Consider the following 17,050-nt stretch of genomic DNA (forward strand, 5'->3'; position numbering starts at 1 on the left):
GTTCATCCACAGCTAGTTCCAGACCAGGCGTACCGACCACTCGGCGTGCGGTACGTCGCGCAGCTGACCCTGCGGGTCGGTCACCAAGGTCAGCAACTGCACGACCACGCCGGTGAGCTTGCCGCGCTGCGGATCGACCGTCGGAATGGTCACGGCCAGCGTGGAATTGGGCCGGAAGGCCGACGTCGTGGAGTTGTCCTCGTTCTCGTAGACCTTGAGCAGCCGCCACGGTGCCCGCCCGATCGAGGTGGGTACCGACAGCTGCACGGGATAGCGTTCGCTGACCTTCAGTTCGCCCTGGGTCTTCGGGTTCTGGCAGTCGTTGAGGTCGATGACATTGCAGTACACATACGGGCCGACGCGCACCGAATTCCCGTGCGAGTAGGCACTGATCTCCGGCATCCGGTCGTCGTCGGAACCACGGGTCAGCACCCAGGCTCCGATACCCGCACCGGCCGACGCGAGCACCACCACGACGGCGAGAACCCAACGAAGCCAACGGCTCACCGGTTCGTCACCGTCGACTTCCCCTCCTGCTCAGCCACCACCGGGCGGTTTCCACCGAAGCCCGGGATCAAGGACGCCCCGCGGCTCGAGACGATCGTCTGCGCCAGCCCGAGGATCAGCAGTGCACTGATCGCGGTGAACCCTACCCACAGTTCGGTGTAGACGAGAACTCCGATCGCACCGCCGAGCACCCACGCCAGTTGGAGTACCGACTCCGAGCGCCCGAACGCCGAGGCGCGGGACTCCTCGGGCAGGTCGTCCTGCAGCGACGCATCCAGCGAGGCCTTGGCGATCGCGCTCGACCCCGATGTGATGAGGGTGGCCACGGCCGCGACGATGAGATTGCCCGTGACTGCAGCCGCCAGCGCCGCGATCGTGACGGCGATCGAGGCGCGCACCACCAACAGAGCCGGCCGTCCCAGCCGCAGCCGGGCCGCGGCGAAGTTGCCTGCGAAGTTGCCGATACCGGCAGCTGCGCCGATCGTGCCCAGGATGCCCAGTTGGACCCAGCCGCTGGCCTGATGTGCCTTGGCCACGAAGGCGGGGTAAAGGAACAGGAAGCCGACCATCGCCTTGATCGTGCAGTTACCCCATAACGAGGTGATGATGTTGCGGCCCAACGGTTGCCGCGGCGAACTGATCGGCTCGGTGATCGCATCACTGGGCCAGCCGCCCAGCGGCCCACTGCGGCCGTGGTAGGTCAGCGTGGTCGGCACCTCACCCTCGGTGACCTCGACCCACCGCGGTATCCGCATCGACAGGGAGGCGCCGGCGAGAGTCACGAAGACGACCACGAACAGCGCACCCGGCAAGGCGAACAGCGTCGTGAACAGATACTCGATCCCCGCGGCGATACCGCCGCCGACGATGGTGCCCCCAATCAGGCCGAACACCGTGAGCCGGGAGTTCACCCGCACCAGGTCGATCGTCGGCGGCATCACTCGCGGGGTCACCGCACTGCGCAGCACGCTGAAAGACTTGGACAGCACCATCATTCCGAGCGCACACGGATACAGCACCCATGACGGGTAGCTGCCGGTGGCGCCGTCGTAGTTCATGATCAGCACGATCGCCAGCGCGGTGCGCAGCATGAACGACATCGCCAACGCCGCTCGCCTGCCGTGCTGCACCCGGTCCAGGGCCGGCCCGATGAGCGGTGCGATGACCGCGAACGGGGCGATCGTGATGAGCAGATAGAGCGCGACCTTGCCCTTGCTCTCGCCGGTGGCGGCGGCGAAGAACAACGTATTGGCCAGGGCGACGGCCATCGCGGAGTCGACGGCGAAGTTCGCCATCACCGGCCAGGTCAGTGCCGTCAGGCCTGATTTGTCCGCGCCGTCGGCGGTGGCCGCCCGATGGACCATCGAGTACATCCGCTCGCCCATTTCGCGGCTGCGCATCGCGGCAGCCCGCGTGACGGTGATGCGCTCGCCCGCGCCGTCACCGACACCGCGGCGGGGCGGCGCCTCGGCACCGGCGGTGTGGCCGCGCTCGGAGTTCAGCGGGGGCAGGTAGCGGTTGGCGCTGGGCATCGGGTTTGACCGCCGTGCCGAGGCGGTGCCGTAGCGGGCGTCCTCGTCGCTGGGGTAGTTCGCCATGCCGGGATGCTCGCCCGTTCCGTCGTCGGGATAGCGGCGACCCGGGCCGGACTCCGGTTCCGCGCTCGGGTGGTCGCGCCGCCTTCCAGACACGTCACGATTCTCCCCCATTCCCCGGTGGTCCGACGCAGACGCGACCGGTGTGGCTGCCCGAAGGAGTCGTGAGGCAAGATTGGTGACGATGGAAAGCCAGATCGACTCCGCTGAATCCACGGCACCGGTAGAACCGGCACCGCCGTCGGCCGCGGTTGCCGCGGTGCTCGACGGTGCGGTGGACCTGGCTCGTCAGGCGATCGTGGAGTTCAGCGGCGAGACGGTCGGGGAGTATCTCGGCGTCGCCTACGAGGACGAGACGGCCGCCACGCACCGCTTCTTGGCGAACATGCCCGGCTATCAGGGCTGGCAGTGGGCCGTGGTCGTGGCGACCTATCCGGGCGCCGATCACGCCACGGTCAGCGAAGTTGTCCTGGTGCCGGGGCCCACGGCCCTGCTGCCCCCGCCTTGGGTGCCGTGGGAGAACCGGGTCCAGCCGGGCGACCTGAGCCCCGGCGATCTGCTGGCCCCGCCCGTCGACGACCCGCGGTTGGCGCCCGGATTCACCGCGACCGGCGACCCGCTGGTCGACGACACGGCCCTCGAGGTCGGCTTCGGGCGCCGTCAGGTGCTCAGTGCGTTCGGCCGGGATCTGGCCGCCCAGCGCTGGCATGACGGCGACCACGGGCCCGGTGCGCCGATGGCCCGGTCCACCAAGCGGGTCTGCCGGGACTGCGGCTTCATGGTTCGTCTCGACGGCGCGCTCGGCGTGATGTTCGGCGTCTGCTGCAACGAGCTGGCCGCCGACGGGCACGTCGTGGACTTCGAGTACGGCTGCGGCGCGCACTCCGACACCCCGCAGCCTCCGGGCAGTGGGTCACCGATGTACGACCCGTTCGACGACGGGGTGCTCGACGTGGTCGAGATCGCTCCCGCCGAGCCGGTCCAGGAGGAGCCCGCCGCAGAGGCCGAGGAGGTTCCGGCCGAAGTGGAGACGGCCGAGGAGCCGCTCGTGGAGGCCGCCGAAGCCGAACAGCGCGAAGCCGAACAGCCCGAAGCCGAACAGCCCGAGCTGACCGCTGCCGAAGAAGAAGACGCCGAGCCGGCCGACCCCGCCGACTAGCGTTCCGCGGCGGCCTTGATGCGGGCCAGCGACGTGTTCATCCCGGCGACGAGTTCCTTCTCGAAGCCCGGCACCCCGCCCAGGACGGCATTGACCGTCATCGTCGAGATCGCCTTGACGCCGTTCTCGGCATGCCGGGTCTCCACCACGCGGGTGCCGGTCTCGGTGGGCTCCAGTTCGTAGCTCCACACGGTGTTGTTGGCGTTGACCCGGAACGCCAGTTTGCGTTCCGGGATCACCTCGGTGATGGTCGACGTCGTCGGCCAGAACAGGTTGTTGCGCCGGTTCAGATTCAGGGTGCGGGTGCCCGGGCGCAGCGGCCCCAGTGCCCTCATCACCCGGCACTGCGGGCTCCACCGCGGCATCTTGCCCAGGTCCGAGATGAGGTTCCAGACCTTGCTCACCGGAGCGTTGATCTCGATCTCTGCTTGCAACAGCGGCGCTGCCATTGGTTTCTCCTTAGTCAGTTGCGGCGCGGCTCGATGCCGGTTTGGGCACCTCGGGCACCGCGCCGGGCAGCCGTGCGCTGCCACAGAAAAATCGAGGTGCCGACGACCCCGACACCCAGGCCGGCGACCGCGATCGGCCGCCAGGTCTCCAGTGCGGGCACGGTGAACGCGGCGATCGCCGCCAGCGCCCACAGGATGGCCCCGGTGACGATGACCGGCCAGGGGTCGAGCAGGCCCGCGGGCAAGGCCGGCGGCTCAGGTTCGGCCGTCGGCGCTGCACCTGGCTCGCGCGGGTCGGAAGGCATTGCGGTCCAACCTAACCGATGGGGTGGCCGGTAGGGTGCCCAGATCGGTAGTTGCAGGTTGAGAGGTTTCGGAGCTGTTGTGTCGTATGTTTGCGATGTGAACGAAGGGGATGTGCGGCTGGCCGGCGATCTGTCGCTCGCCGTCGTCCGCCTCGCGCGCCAACTCCGGTTCCGCCGCGTCGAATCGACCGTCACACTCTCGCAGTTGTCCGCACTGGCGACCCTGGCCAAAGAAGGGGCGATGACCCCCGGCGCGCTGGCCGTGCGGGAACGGGTCCGGCCCCCATCGATGACGCGGGTCATCGGGTCGCTCACCGATCTGGGCCTGGTGGAGCGCACCGCGCATCCGGCCGACGGGCGGCAGGTCCTTGTCGCGGTGTCACCGAGCGGGGCGGACCTGGTCGACAGCGAGCGGCAGGCCAGCCAGGAATGGCTGAGCAAGCGGCTGGCCACCCTGGCCCCCGAGGACCGGGACATCCTGCTGCGCGCTGCCGATCTCATGACGGCCCTCGTCGACGAAGACTTGTGAGCGACAAGGTATCTGGCGCGCCCGACGTCATCGACATCACCGATCCCGCTGACCCCAGGGTTGATGACTTCCGCGATCTCAACAGCGTGGATCGCAGGCCCGACCTGCCCACCGGCAAGGGCTTGGTGATCGCAGAGGGAGTGCTGGTCGCCCAGCGCATGCTGGCCTCCCGGTTCACTCCGCACGCATTCCTGGGGACCGAGCGCCGTCTCGCCGAGCTGGCCGCGGACCTTGCCGGTGTGCCGGTGCCGTACTACCGGGCCAGTGCCGAGGTGATGGCCGAGGTGGTCGGCTTCCACCTCAACCGTGGCGTCCTGGCCGCCGCCCGCCGGCCGGCCGAACTGGCCGTCAGCCAGGTGATCGAGGGGGCCCGCACCGTGGCCGTCCTGGAAGGGGTCAACGACCACGAGAACCTCGGTTCGATCTTCCGCAATGCCGCCGGGCTCGGGGTCGACGCGGTGATTTTCGGGACGGGCTGCGCCGATCCGCTCTACCGGCGGGCGGTGCGGGTGTCGATGGGGCACGCCCTGCTGGTGCCCTTCGCCAAGGCGCAGCATTGGCCCGCCGACCTCAATGACCTTCGCCAGCAAGGTTTTCGGCTGCTCGCAATGACGCCCAATCCGCAAGCGCAGACCCTGGCGACCGCGATGGACGAGTTGATCGGCCAGAAGGTGGCGGTGCTGGTCGGAGCGGAGGGGCCGGGGCTGACCGAGACGGCGATGCGGGCCAGCGACGTGCGGGTGCGGATCCCGATGTCGCGGGGTACCGACTCGCTCAACGTGGCCACGGCCGCTGCGCTGGCGTTCTACGAACGGGCCCGCTCGGTTGGCTAGTCTTCCTGCTGTGACCGAGGAGTCGACGCCGTGGGGGACCGGGCTGACGGTCGCGGCTGCCGTCGCGGCGATCGTGGGCGCCGCGATCGTGGTGCTGAGCCTCGGGATGATCCGGGTGCATCCCCTGGTCGCGGTGGCGCTCAACCTGATCGCGGTCGGTGGGCTGGCGCCGACGCTGTGGGGCTGGCGTCAGATTCCGGTACGGCGGTGGTTCGTGCTGGGCGCAGGCATCGGTGTGACCATCGGGTGGATCACCCTGCTGGCACTGGCCCTGCGGTAGCTCAGCGATCGCCGCTGGAGCGTACTCCCAGCAGGACGTCCTCCCAGGCCGGGACAACCGGCTTGGCCTTCGTGCGCTTGGCCCGCACGGGCGGCACCGGCGGCGAAGGTTCGGCTTCGACGGGAGCGGGCTCCGGCTCGGGCTGTTCCTCGAAGTCCACATGTGCCACCGGGGCCACCGGCCGCAGCGTGCGCTCGAAGTTGGGGTCGATGAGTTCGTTAGCCGCGTCGTCGAGCGCGGTCACGGTGCCGCCATGGGCGCCCGGGGAGAACCGGAAGTGCGCGACGTTGTCCGACAGACCGGCCTGCCAGGCCATCTGCACGGTCCAGCGACCGTCCTCGTTGCGCCAGGCATCCCAGGTGGTGGCCTCCGAGCTCAGGCCCCGGCCGGCGAGCCAGGCGCTGATGGCTTCCAGCAGGGTCACCACGGCGGGGCCGTCGGCCAGCACCGGGTGAGCGGCGGTGGCCAGTTCGGCGGCGCGCTGGCGCTCCAGCAGCACCGGATGGGCGAACCGCTCGATCTTGCTCACGTCCATGCCGGATTGTTCGGCAAGCTGTTCGACGGAGGCGCCCGCTCGGATGCGAGCCTGAATGTCCTTGGGCCGCAACACGCCTTTGACCTCGATGTCCCTCAGGGTCTGACCCAGTGACCGGTCACCGCGCACGGCGGCGCGCAGCCGATCGTCGACAGGAATGAGAAATTTGTCGGACGGGTCGCGACCTTCGCAAATGATGGCTTTGCCGTCGACATCGAGTCCGATCACCTTCAGTTCCCGCATGCCGACCTCCTTCGTCGGGACTCTAACTCAGAGCCCGAAAGATCACGGTGAGGACACGCTGGAGTTACAGCCGTTCGACGACCCAGTCGACGCAGCGGGTCAGCGCCTCGACGTCGTCGGGCTCGATGGCCGGGAACATCGCGATGCGCAACTGGTTGCGGCCGAGCTTGCGGTACGGCTCGGTGTCGACGATGCCGTTGGCGCGCAGGATCTTGGCCACGGCGGCGGCGTCGACCTCGTCGGAGAAGTCGATGGTGCCCACCACCTGGCTGCGCAGTGCGGGATCGGCGACGAACGGGGTGGCATAGGACGACGCCTCGGCCCACGAGTACAGCCGCTGCGAGGAGTCGGCGGTGCGCTTGACCGCCCAGTCCAGGCCGCCGTTGCCGTTCATCCAGTCGACCTGCTCGGCCATCAGGGCCAGGGTGCCGATGGCCGGGGTGTTGTACGTCTGGTTCTTCAGGCTGTTGTCGACAGCGATCGGCAGCGACAGGAAGTCCGGCACCCAGCGGCCCGAGGCGGCGATGGCCTCGACCCGGGCCAGGGCGGCCGGTGAGAGCAGTGCAAACCACAGGCCGCCGTCGCTGGCGAAGTTCTTCTGCGGCGCGAAGTAGTAGGCGTCGACCTCGCGCACGTCGACGGGCAGGCCGCCCGCGCCGGAGGTGGCGTCGATCAGAACCAGGGCCTCACCGGATCCGGCGGGACGCTTGACCGGCACGGCCACGCCTGTCGAGGTCTCGTTGTGGGCCCAGGCGATCGCGTCGACCGAGGGATCGGACTGCGGCTCGGGGGCGCTGCCGGCGTCGGCCTTGATCACGATGGGATCGCCGACGAACGGGTTGGCGGCCACCGCCGAGGCGAACTTGGCGGAGAACTCGCCGAACGTCAGGTGCAGCGACTTCTTGTCGATGAGGCCGAATGCGGCGGCATCCCAGAACGCGGTGGCGCCGCCGTTGCCCAGGATCACCTCGTAGCCCTCGGGCAGGGAGAACACCTCACGCAGGCCGTCGCGGACCCGTCCGACCAGGTTCTTCACCGGCGCCTGGCGGTGCGAGGTGCCGAACAGTCCGGCGGCGGTGGTGGTCAGCGCCTGCAGCTGCTCGGGGCGCACCTTCGACGGTCCGCACCCGAAGCGGCCATCGGCAGGTCTGAGGTTTTCCGGGATGGTCAGCTGGTCAGCCATGGCTCAAGCCTAGAAGTCCGTGGTCCTGGTCTCGAAATCGAGGCGTTCAGCAAAGCCGGAAATCGGGTATGGACACTTAGGCGATACCTGCGGTACCGTTTGGACAACCACCGGCCCGATGTAAACCTCTTGGGAGGATGTCATGGCGAGGACCAAGCTGGTCAGGCGTTGGCGCAACAACATGGAAGTGCGCGATGACGCCGAGTACGTGGACATGCTGACCACCCTCTCGGAGGGGTCGGTGCGGCGGAACTTCAACCCGTACACCGACATCGACTGGGACTCGCCAGAGTTCGCTGTCGTCGAGAACGACGAACGCTGGATCCTGCCGGACTCCGACCCGCTCGGTCGCCATCCGTGGTACCGGGCACAGCCCGTCGCCAAGCAGATCGAGATCGGCAGGTGGCGGCAGGCCAACGTCGCCAAGGTGGGTCTGCAGTTCGAGCTCATCCTGATTCGCGGCCTGACGAACTACGCGTCCTGGCTGCCCAACGGCTCGCCCGAGTACCGGTACTGCCTGCACGAGTCGGTCGAAGAATGCAACCACACCATGATGTTTCAGGAGATGGTGAACCGCATCGGCGTCGACGCCGCGGGCATGCCGCGACTGCTGCGCTGGCTCTCGCCGCTGATCCCACTGGTTGCCGGACCGCTGCCCATTCCGTTCTTCTTCGGGGTGCTCGCCGGGGAGGAACCGATCGATCACACCCAGAAGGACGTGCTGCGCGAGGGCAAGACGCCGCACCCGATCATGGAACGCGTGATGGCCATCCACATCGCCGAGGAGGCCCGGCACATCTCGTTTGCTCACGAGTATCTGCGCAAGCGGGTGCCCAACATGCCGGCCCGCAAGCGGTTCTGGCTGTCGTTGAACGTGCCATGGATGATGCGGCTCGGCTGCCAGGCGATCATCGTGCCGCCGCGCAGCTTCTTCCGGGAGTTCGGCATCCCGCGCGAGGTCCGCAAGGAGCTGTTCTTCAGGTCGCCGGAGTCACGGCAAATGCTGCGCGACATGTTCGGCGACGTCCGGATGTTGTGCCACGACACCGGTCTGATGAATCCGCCAGCAAAGCTGATGTGGCGGCTGCTCAGGATCGACGGCCCGCCGAGCCGATTCCGCAGCGAGCCGCAGCGCCGGCACGTGGTCTCCGCCGCCTGACCCGGGCGGCCGCATACCGATGCCCCACGTCATCACCCAGTCGTGCTGCAGCGACGGGTCCTGCGTCTACGCCTGCCCGGTCAACTGCATCCACCCGAGCCCGGATGAGCCGGGCTTCGCCACCGCCGAGATGCTCTACATCGACCCGGTGGCCTGCGTGGACTGCGGTGCCTGCGTCAGCGCCTGTCCGGTCGGCGCCATCGCCGCCGACACCCGGCTGACCGACCGCCAGCTGCCGTTCATCGCACTCAACGCGGCCTTCTATCCGGATCGGCCCGCCGACGTGAAACTGCCGCCGACCTCCAAGCTCGCCCCGGTGCTGCCCGCACCCGAGGTGCGCCGCGGCGCGGCGCCGTTGACGGTGGCGGTGGTCGGCTCCGGGCCGGCCGCGATGTACGCCGCCGATGAACTGCTCACCCAGGACGGGGTCCGGGTCAACGTGTTCGAGAAGCTACCGACGCCCTACGGGCTGGTGCGCGCAGGCGTGGCGCCGGATCACCAGAGCACCAAGGGCGTCACCCGGCTGTTCGACCGGATCAGCCGCAAGCGGGGTTTCACCTTCTATCTGAATGTCGAAGTGGGTAGGCATGTTTCGCATGCCGAGCTGCTCGACCATCACCATGCCGTGCTCTATGCCGTTGGTGCCCCCAACGACCGCAGGCTCGATATCCCCGGCATGACGCTGCCCGGTGCCGGCACCGCCACCGAGACGGTGGCCTGGATCAACGGCCACCCCGACTTCGCCGCGCTGGACGTGGACCTTCGCAGTGAGCAGGTCGTCATCATCGGCAACGGCAACGTGGCCCTCGACGTCGCCCGGATCCTCACCACCGATCCTGACGACCTGGCCCGCACCGACATCTCCGATGCGGCACTCCAGGCGCTGCGCACCTCAGCAGTGCGCGAGGTCGTCATCGCCGCCCGGCGCGGCCCGGCCGCCTCCGCGTTCACACTGCCCGAGCTGATCGGGCTGACATCGGTGGCCGATGTCGTGCTCGACGCCGACGACCACGAACTTGTCCGGCGTGACCTCGCCGCCGCCGACGACGCGCTCACGGCCGCGAAGCTGGAGATCCTGGCCAAGCTGCCGGTGGCCACCAGCCCGGCGGTCCGGCCCCGAATCCGGCTGGCCTACCTGTTGACTCCGCGGCGCATCATCGGTACCGACCGGGTCGAGGGCATCGAGTTCGGCCGCACCGGCACCGACGACACGGTGTGCCTGGCGTCCGGCCTGGTGCTCACCTCGATCGGCTACCACGGCAAGCCCATCCCAGATCTGCCGTTCGACGACGCAGCCGGTGTGGTGCCCAACGATGAGGGCCGGGTCATCGATCCGGACGCGGCTCGGCCGGGATCGTATGTGGCCGGCTGGATCAAACGCGGCCCGACCGGCTTCATCGGCACCAACAAATCGTGCGCCATGCAGACCGTCGCGCGCCTGGTCGACGACTTCAACGCCGGCCTGCTCGCCGACCCGCCGGGCCGTCCCGGCGCGCTGGACCGGCTGGTCCGAAGCCGCCGTCCGGAGGTCATCGACGCCACGGGCTGGCGCGCGATCGACGAGGCCGAGATCCGGCGCGGCCAGGCCGAGGGCAGGCCGCGCGCCAAGTTCACCTCGATCGCGGAGATGACGGCGGCCGCCCACGCCGCACCGGAGCCGTCGCGGGCCGCCCGGCTCCTGGCCGGCCTGCGGCGATAGGCGTTCTACGCCTGGCCCATGGTCTGCTGGATCTCCTCGTAGCTGACGTCCCGGACCGGCTGACCCAGCGACCACTGGTGCCCGAACGGATCGCGGACCATGCCGTACCGGTCGCCCCAGAACTGGTCCTCGAGCGGCATCACCACCGTCGCGCCGGCGTCCACCGCCTGCTGGAACTTCGTGTCGACATCGGTGACGGTCAGATGGATGGTCACCGGGGTGCCGCCCAATGCCGGCGGCGTGGTCGACTTTCCGTCGGACATCTCCGGGAAGTCGTCGTTCAGCATCACCATGGCCCCGTTGATGTGCAACGCGGCGTGAATCAGCTTGCCGTCGGGACGAGGAACCCGACCGATCTCGGTGGCGCCGAATGCCTTGATGTAGAAGTCGATCGCGGCCGGCGCGTCGTCGACGACGAGGTGCGGGGTCACTGCGGGTTGAACATCGATCGCCATGGGAATCCTCCTGTCGGTTCGCAGCGGCGGAGCTGCCGCCAAGGGGTAGACATCGCGGGCGGGCCAAACTCATCACCCATCCGCGATACAACCACCGGGGGCCGACAGTGGAGTACGGTTCGGGGCTGGACGCAGGGAGGCCGACGATGACCACCACGACAGTGCCGCGGTCGAGTGCCGCCGAGACCCGGCGGGCGATCTGGAACACGATCCGAGGGTCGTCGGGCAACCTGGTCGAGTGGTACGACGTCTACGTCTACACCGTCTTCGCAACGTATTTCGAGGGCCAGTTCTTCGATGAGTCCGAGAAGAACTCGACGGTCTACGTGTACGCGATCTTCGCGATCACCTTCGTGATGCGACCCGTCGGCTCGTGGTTCTTCGGCCGGTTCGCCGACCGAAGGGGCCGGCGCGCGGCGCTGACGGTGAGCGTGTCGCTGATGGCGCTGTGCTCCTTGGTGATTGCGTTGGTGCCCTCGCAGGCGGTGATCGGGATGGCGGCGCCGATCATCCTCATCGTCGCCCGGCTGGTGCAGGGTTTCGCGACCGGCGGCGAATACGGGACGTCGGCGACGTACATGTCGGAGGCGGCGACCCGTGAGCGGCGTGGGTTCTTCTCGTCGTTTCAGTACGTGACACTGGTCGGTGGACATGTGCTGGCGCAGTTCACGCTGCTGATCCTGCAGTCGGTTCTCACAGATCAGCAGTTGCGCGAATTCGGTTGGCGCATCGCGTTCGCCATCGGCGGCGTGGCCGCGGTGGTGGTGTTCTGGCTGCGCCGCACGATGGACGAGTCGCTGTCGGCGGAGGTCATCGAGGCGACCAAAGCCGGCCAGGACAGCGGCGCAGGATCGATGCGCACGCTGTTCACCCAGTACTGGCGGCCGCTGCTGCTGTGCTTCCTGATCACGCTGGGCGGCACGGTGGCCTTCTACACCTACAGCGTCAACGCCCCGGCGATCGTGAAGACCGCCTACAAGGGCGAGGGCATGACGGCGACCTGGATCAACCTCAGCGGACTGATCTTCCTGATGCTGCTGCAGCCGGTCGGCGGACTCATCAGCGACCGGATCGGACGTAAACCGATGCTGGTGTTCTTCGGTCTCGGCGGCCTGGGGTGGACGTATGTGCTGATCACCTATCTGCCCGAAACCCGTTCGCCGCTCACATCTTTCGCGCTGGTTGCGGTGAGCTATGTGATCCTGACCGGGTACACGTCGATCAACGCGTTGGTCAAGTCCGAGCTGTTCCCGGCGCAGGTGCGCGCACTCGGGGTGGGGGTCGGCTACGCGCTGGCCAACTCCATCTTCGGGGGGACGGCACCGCTGATCTACCAGGCGGCCAAGGAGCAGGGCCAGGTACCGCTGTTCATCGGCTATGTCACCGTCTGCATCGCGGTGTCACTGGCGGTCTACGTGTTCTGCCTGCGCAACAAGGCCGAGACGTACCTGGATCGGGAACGGGGCTCGGCGTTCGGGTCGTGAGCGCCCGTGCCCGGCTAGCTGTGCGAAATCTGGTCCCAGCCCTCGACCGATTCCGGTGAGCGCGGCGCGGGGCCGATGTAGATCGCCGACGGCCGGACCAGCTTGCCCAGGGTCTTCTGCTCCAGGATGTGGGCACACCAGCCCGCGGTGCGCCCGCAGGTGAACATCGCCGGCATCATCTTGGCGGGCACCTTGGCGAAGTCCAGGATCACCGCGGCCCAGAACTCGACGTTGGTCTCGATGGCGCGGTCCGGGCGCCGCTCCCGAAGCTCGGCCAGGGCGGCCTGCTCCAGGGCGGCAGCCACCTCGTAGCGAGGCGCCTCGAGCCGCTTGGCGGTAGCCCGCAGTACCCGGGCGCGGGGGTCTTCGGCCCGGTACACCCGGTGACCGAAGCCCATCAGCTTCTCGTTGCTGTCGAGGATCTTCTTGACCACTGCGCGCGCGTCACCGGTGCGCTCGGCCTCCTCGATCATCGGGATCACCCGGGCCGGGGCCCCGCCGTGCAACGGGCCGCTCATCGCGCCGATCGCACCGGAGAGGGCGGCCGCCACATCGGCTCCGGTGGAGGCGATCACCCGGGCGGTGAACGTGGAGGCGTTCATCCCGTGCTCGGCGGCCGAGACCCAGTAGGCGTCGATCGCCGCGACGTGGCGCGGATCCGGTTCGCCTTGCCAGCGGGTCATGAAACGTTGTGTGACAGTGGAGCATTCGTCGATCACCCGCTGCGGAACCGCCGGCTGGTAGATGCCGCGTGCCGACTGCGCGACGTAGGACAGCGCCATCACCGAGGCGCGCGCCAGATGCTGGCGGGCGGTCTCGCCGTCGATGTCCAGCAGCGGACGGTAGCCCCAGATCGGGGCCAGCATGGCCAGCCCGGCCTGCACGTCGACGCGGACGTCACCGGTGTGGATGGGCAGCGGGAAGGGTTCGGCGGGCGGTAGGCCGTCGCCGAACCGGCCGTCGACCAGCAGCCCCCAGACGTCGCCGAAGGTCACCTGGTTGTTCACCAGATCCTCGATGTCGACGCCGCGATACCGCAGCGCACCACCGTCTTTGTCCGGTTCGGCGATCTCGGTGGTGAACGCCACCACGCCTTCCAGGCCGGGCGCGAAGTCCTCCGGTACCAGGGTCATAGGGGGATTGTTCCACCCGCCTCCGAGCCTGTCGCTACCGGCCGGTAACAAGCCACCGCGCACCGGCGGCGTACCGTATGAGCGTGGAGTTTCCAGCGGGTGATCGCCTGGCGGCGATGCGGGTGGAGTACGGCTCGGTCGAGAAGGACGGCAGCAGCGACCTCGATGTCGACTGGCTGGCCGACGGCTGGCTTGCGTTGTTGCACAGGTGGATTACCGACGCGGAGACCGCCGGTGTCGCCGAACCCAACGCGATGGTGCTGGCCACCGTCGAGAACGGCAAACCGGTGAGCCGCACGGTGCTGTGCAAGAGCGTCGACGAAGCCGGCATCACCTTCTACACCAACTACGACTCGGCCAAGGGGGCTGACCTCGCTGCCACCCCGTACGCCTCGGTGACGTTCCCCTGGTACGCCCTGGGCCGCCAGGTGCACATCCGCGGCGCGGTCACCAAGGTCAGCGCGGAGGAGACCGCGGAGTACTGGGGTAAGCGGCCCCGCGGATCGCAGCTAGGGGCGTGGGCCTCGGCGCAGTCCCGGCCGATCGGCTCCCGGGCCGACCTGCTGGCCCAACTGGCCGAGGTCACCGAACGCTTCGCCGGTGACGAGCAGGTGCCGGTGCCGCCGCACTGGGGCGGCTACCGGATCGCCCCCGAGGTCGTCGAGTTCTGGCAGGGCCGGGAGAACCGCATTCACAACAGGATTCGTGTCACGGGGAACGGCGACGTCATCGAGCGGTTGCAGCCCTAGCCGTGCGGCGGCGGTTATTCGCCGACACCACCCCACTGCGAACGCCGGATTTCCGGCGGCTGTGGCTGGCCGGCATCGTCACGGTGATCGGGGGCAACCTCACGATCTTCGCCGTCCCCGTTCAGCTCTACGCGCTCACCCAGAACTCGGCGTACGTCGGCTTGTCGGGGGTGTTCGCGCTGGTTCCCCTCATCGTGTTCGGCCTGCTCGGTGGAGCCTGGGCCGACGCGATGGACCGGCGGCTGCTGCTGATCATCGCTTCCTGTGGTCTGGCCGGCGCCTCGGTGCTGCTGTGGCTGCAGGCCGCGCTGCACTGCAACAACGTCTGGTTGGTGCTCGTCCTGCTCTCGGTGCAGCAGGCCTTCTTCGCGATCAACTCGCCGACCCGCGGCGCCGCCATTCCCCGGATGTTGCCGATCGATCAGCTACCGGCGGCCAACTCGCTCAACATGACGGTGCAGCAGTTCGGCGCCATCGTCGGCCCGTTGCTTGCCGGCCTGCTGTTGCGCTGGATCGACCTGTCGACGCTGTATCTGATCGATGCGATCACCTGTCTGGTGCCGATCTGGGCGACGTTCCGGCTGGCCCCGATGCCGGCCACCGAGGCCGCCGCCGTCGCGGGATCGGCACGCTGGGGCATCGGTGCGGTGCTGGAGGGCTTCCGCTACCTGGCCGGAAACCAGGTGGTGCTGATGTCGTTCGTCGTCGACCTGATCGCGATGATCTTCGGCATGCCGCGGGCGCTGTTCCCGCAGATGGCCCACGAGAGCTTCGGCGGACCGGTCGCGGGCGGCACGACCATGGCGTTGCTGGCCGCCGCGATGTCGTTCGGTGCCGTCGCCGGCGGGGTGTTCTCCGGGTGGTTCCCGCGGGTGCGCAGGCAGGGCCTGGCGGTGGTCGCCGCGATCGTGGTGTGGGGCGTGGCGATGGTCGGCTTCGGTGTGGCCGGCGGGCTGGCCGACGGGCACGCCGGGTTGATGCTGTGGATTGCGTTGGCGTGCTTGGCCATTGGTGGCGCTGCCGATATGGTGTCGGCCGCTTTCCGGTCAACCATCCTGCAGGAGGCGGCATCTGACGATCTGCGGGGCCGGTTGCAGGGGGTGTTCCTGGTCGTCGTCGCAGGCGGTCCGCGGCTGGCCGATGCGGTGCACGGTGCGGCGGCTGCGGCGATCGGCACCACGATCACCGCAGCCGGCGGGGGAGGGTTGGTGGTGATCGGTGTCCTGCTGGCGTCGGCGCTGGTGCCGGCCTTCGTGCGCTACCGTGTCGGACCTGTCGAAGCGGGCTGATTCGCGGCCTTCGCGGCTTACCATCGTCGTTGTGGGAGACCGCATCCGGCATAGGAGCACGGGTCTGCGCGAACGCAAGAAGCAGCGCACCCGGGCGATGCTTGTCGATGCCGCGGCCAAGCTCTGCCTCGAGCGGGGATACGAGAACACCACCGTCGACCAGATCGCCGCTGCAGCCGAGGTCTCGCCTCGCACGTTCAGCCGATACTTTCCGACCAAGGATTCAGTGGTGGTCGGTGTGCTGGACGGGCTGACCGACGCCACCGCCGCGGAATTGGCGGAGATTCCGTTGTCGGTGCCGCCCCTGGTGGCCATCGGCCGCGCGCACCTGACCGTTCTGCGCCGGGTGGCCGACGGTGGCGAGCCCGGCCTGTCGATCAATCATCTGGTGCTCATGGTCAACGTCATCTCGACCGCCAGCGTGCTGCGAGCCGCAGCGATCTCGATGCGGCCGGTCGGCTTCGCCGAGAACACCGCCGCCCGGCTGGGCACCGATGTCAAAGACGGGCGGGTGGCGCTGGTGCTCGCGGTCTGGACGGCCATCGTCGGGGTCGCCTGGGGCCGGCTGGTGCTCGAGCCCCAGGACTTCACCCGCTGCCCGCAGATCATGGCCGAGCGAATCGAACGCGTGCTCGACCAATACGACGATATTGCGAGTGCGCATACCGGCTGGGGCATACCCTCGACCAGCTGACTTCAAGGACGCTGTGAGGCGAGGGGCTGGTCGGTTGTGGCCGGTGAGATGAACGACGGAGCTTCTGGACTCCGTGAGCGCAAAAAGCAGCGCACCCGCGCCACGTTGATCGACGTGGCGGCCAAGCTGTGCGTCGAACAGGGCTACGACAACACCACCGTCGACCAGATCGCCGCCGCCGCCGACGTCTCGGCCAGAACCTTCAGTCGCTACTTCCCGAACAAGGAAGCGGTGGTGGTCGCCATCGTCGCCGATGTGGCCGAAGGGGTGGCCGCCGCGGTGGCCCGCCAGCCACTCGACATCACCGAGCACGAAGCCCTGATGCGGGCCAGCGTGGAAACCTTCCTGGGCCGGCCGGGCGGCGAGCACGATCCGGTGTTCTTCGAGCGGATGGTCCTGATGCTCAGGGTCCTCGGGACGACGCCGGCGATCGGGCTGTCGGCCTTCTCCTATCGCCCGGACGGGCCCCAGCACCCGGTCTTCAACGCCGTCGCCCGGCGGATGCGGTTACCCGTCGAGCACCCCGCGCTGCGCATCCTGTTCGACACCTGGGCCGTGTTGATGGGAGCGGCCTGTTCCGGCCTCGGGGCGCCCGGTGCGCCACCAATCGAGCCGCACGTTTTGTGCGAGCGAATCCAGTCCACGTACGGCACGTTTGCCCGGCTGTGGACCCCATGGCATACCCCAGGCCAGCCCCCCGCGGGCGAGTCGGCACAATAGCGACTACCTTCACCTAAGTACGGACAGCCTTAGCAGGCGTCGAAGAGCGC

The 17,050-nt window shown here is 68.5% G+C and carries 19 protein-coding genes; 11 read left to right on the top strand and 8 right to left on the bottom strand.

The genetic code is table 11. The features are described from left to right. Window positions 1–12: 12 nt before the first annotated feature. Together BN3385_RS11275 and BN3385_RS11280 are read right to left on the bottom strand one after the other, a co-directional pair. Window positions 13–507 (bottom strand): DUF2771 domain-containing protein, encoded by a 495-nt coding sequence (locus tag BN3385_RS11275; RefSeq protein ID WP_059016868.1) that lies wholly within the window; start codon window positions 505–507, stop codon window positions 13–15. Beyond that, on the bottom strand, window positions 504–2,105 hold the full coding sequence (locus tag BN3385_RS11280; protein ID WP_059016869.1) for an MFS transporter: 1,602 nt from the start codon (window positions 2,103–2,105) through the stop codon (window positions 504–506). Before BN3385_RS11280 ends, BN3385_RS11275 begins: the two co-directional genes overlap by 4 nt. Window positions 2,106–2,286: 181 nt before the next feature. Between BN3385_RS11280 and BN3385_RS11285 the strand changes: the two genes are divergently transcribed. Next, window positions 2,287–3,261: a DUF3027 domain-containing protein gene (locus BN3385_RS11285; protein WP_059016870.1), complete on the top strand. Its 975-nt coding sequence runs from the start codon at window positions 2,287–2,289 to the stop codon at window positions 3,259–3,261. Here the strand turns inward: BN3385_RS11285 and BN3385_RS11290 are convergent. Both BN3385_RS11290 and BN3385_RS11295 read right to left on the bottom strand, forming a co-directional pair. Next, window positions 3,258–3,710, bottom strand: coding sequence for an SRPBCC family protein (locus BN3385_RS11290; RefSeq protein WP_059016871.1), 453 nt, complete (start codon window positions 3,708–3,710; stop codon window positions 3,258–3,260). The genes BN3385_RS11285 and BN3385_RS11290 overlap by 4 nt on opposite strands. Window positions 3,711–3,724: 14 nt before the next feature. After that, on the bottom strand, window positions 3,725–4,015 hold the full coding sequence (locus tag BN3385_RS11295) for a DUF2530 domain-containing protein (protein WP_059016872.1): 291 nt from the start codon (window positions 4,013–4,015) through the stop codon (window positions 3,725–3,727). Between the two features lie 97 nt (window positions 4,016–4,112). Between BN3385_RS11295 and BN3385_RS11300 the strand changes: the two genes are divergently transcribed. Genes BN3385_RS11300 through BN3385_RS11310 form a run of 3 tightly spaced genes read left to right on the top strand, consistent with a single transcriptional unit; the run spans window position 4,113 to window position 5,657 of the window. Next, on the top strand, window positions 4,113–4,544 hold the full coding sequence (locus BN3385_RS11300; RefSeq protein WP_059016873.1) for an Rv0880 family HTH-type transcriptional regulator: 432 nt from the start codon (window positions 4,113–4,115) through the stop codon (window positions 4,542–4,544). Next, entirely contained in the window at window positions 4,541–5,377 is an 837-nt protein-coding gene (locus BN3385_RS11305; RefSeq protein ID WP_059016874.1) for a TrmH family RNA methyltransferase, read from the top strand. The genes BN3385_RS11300 and BN3385_RS11305 overlap by 4 nt, the downstream gene beginning before the upstream one ends. Before the next feature lie 10 nt (window positions 5,378–5,387). After that, on the top strand, window positions 5,388–5,657 hold the full coding sequence (locus tag BN3385_RS11310) for a DUF2537 domain-containing protein (protein WP_059016875.1): 270 nt from the start codon (window positions 5,388–5,390) through the stop codon (window positions 5,655–5,657). A 1-nt stretch (window position 5,658) separates the two neighbouring features. Here BN3385_RS11310 and sepH read toward each other — a convergent pair whose 3' ends face one another. Both sepH and serC read right to left on the bottom strand, forming a co-directional pair. After that, the gene (gene sepH / locus BN3385_RS11315; protein ID WP_059016876.1) at window positions 5,659–6,435 is read right to left on the bottom strand and encodes a septation protein SepH; all 777 of its coding nucleotides are present in this window, start codon (window positions 6,433–6,435) and stop codon (window positions 5,659–5,661) included. Between the two features lie 64 nt (window positions 6,436–6,499). Beyond that, the gene (serC, locus tag BN3385_RS11320; protein WP_059016877.1) at window positions 6,500–7,618 is read right to left on the bottom strand and encodes a phosphoserine transaminase; all 1,119 of its coding nucleotides are present in this window, start codon (window positions 7,616–7,618) and stop codon (window positions 6,500–6,502) included. A gap of 142 nt (window positions 7,619–7,760) precedes the next feature. Between serC and BN3385_RS11325 the strand changes: the two genes are divergently transcribed. Together BN3385_RS11325 and BN3385_RS11330 are read left to right on the top strand one after the other, a co-directional pair. Next, complete coding sequence (locus BN3385_RS11325; protein ID WP_059016878.1) at window positions 7,761–8,777, top strand: AurF N-oxygenase family protein; 1,017 nt, start codon at window positions 7,761–7,763, stop codon at window positions 8,775–8,777. 19 nt (window positions 8,778–8,796) lie between these two features. Next, the gene (locus BN3385_RS11330) at window positions 8,797–10,476 is read left to right on the top strand and encodes an FAD-dependent oxidoreductase (protein WP_059016879.1); all 1,680 of its coding nucleotides are present in this window, start codon (window positions 8,797–8,799) and stop codon (window positions 10,474–10,476) included. A gap of 5 nt (window positions 10,477–10,481) precedes the next feature. Here BN3385_RS11330 and BN3385_RS11335 read toward each other — a convergent pair whose 3' ends face one another. Next, window positions 10,482–10,931, bottom strand: coding sequence for a VOC family protein (locus tag BN3385_RS11335; RefSeq protein ID WP_059016880.1), 450 nt, complete (start codon window positions 10,929–10,931; stop codon window positions 10,482–10,484). Window positions 10,932–11,077: 146 nt separating this feature from the next. Between BN3385_RS11335 and BN3385_RS11340 the strand changes: the two genes are divergently transcribed. After that, on the top strand, window positions 11,078–12,415 hold the full coding sequence (locus BN3385_RS11340; RefSeq protein WP_059016881.1) for an MFS transporter: 1,338 nt from the start codon (window positions 11,078–11,080) through the stop codon (window positions 12,413–12,415). A 14-nt stretch (window positions 12,416–12,429) separates the two neighbouring features. On the opposite strand, the gene BN3385_RS11345 is transcribed toward BN3385_RS11340, so the two are convergent. Beyond that, window positions 12,430–13,548 carry a citrate synthase 2 gene (locus BN3385_RS11345; RefSeq protein ID WP_059016882.1) on the bottom strand — a complete coding sequence of 373 codons (1,119 nt, stop codon included), beginning with the start codon at window positions 13,546–13,548 and terminating at the stop codon, window positions 12,430–12,432. A 116-nt stretch (window positions 13,549–13,664) separates the two neighbouring features. Here BN3385_RS11345 and pdxH point away from each other — a divergent pair, with 116 nt between their 5' ends. The 4 genes from pdxH to BN3385_RS11365 are packed head-to-tail and all read left to right on the top strand — an operon-like array spanning window position 13,665 to window position 17,000. Continuing rightward, complete coding sequence (gene pdxH, locus BN3385_RS11350; protein WP_059021815.1) at window positions 13,665–14,297, top strand: pyridoxamine 5'-phosphate oxidase; 633 nt, start codon at window positions 13,665–13,667, stop codon at window positions 14,295–14,297. 2 nt (window positions 14,298–14,299) lie between these two features. Beyond that, on the top strand, window positions 14,300–15,586 hold the full coding sequence (locus tag BN3385_RS11355; protein ID WP_059016883.1) for an MFS transporter: 1,287 nt from the start codon (window positions 14,300–14,302) through the stop codon (window positions 15,584–15,586). Between the two features lie 31 nt (window positions 15,587–15,617). Further along, window positions 15,618–16,280, top strand: coding sequence for a TetR family transcriptional regulator (locus BN3385_RS11360; protein ID WP_059016884.1), 663 nt, complete (start codon window positions 15,618–15,620; stop codon window positions 16,278–16,280). 48 nt (window positions 16,281–16,328) lie between these two features. Next, window positions 16,329–17,000 carry a TetR/AcrR family transcriptional regulator gene (locus tag BN3385_RS11365; protein ID WP_156432905.1) on the top strand — a complete coding sequence of 224 codons (672 nt, stop codon included), beginning with the start codon at window positions 16,329–16,331 and terminating at the stop codon, window positions 16,998–17,000. The last annotated feature ends 50 nt before the right edge of the window (window positions 17,001–17,050 follow it).

It is taken from the genome of Mycobacterium sp. M26 (assembly GCF_001494595.1).
In the GTDB taxonomy this organism is placed as follows: domain Bacteria; phylum Actinomycetota; class Actinomycetes; order Mycobacteriales; family Mycobacteriaceae; genus Mycobacterium.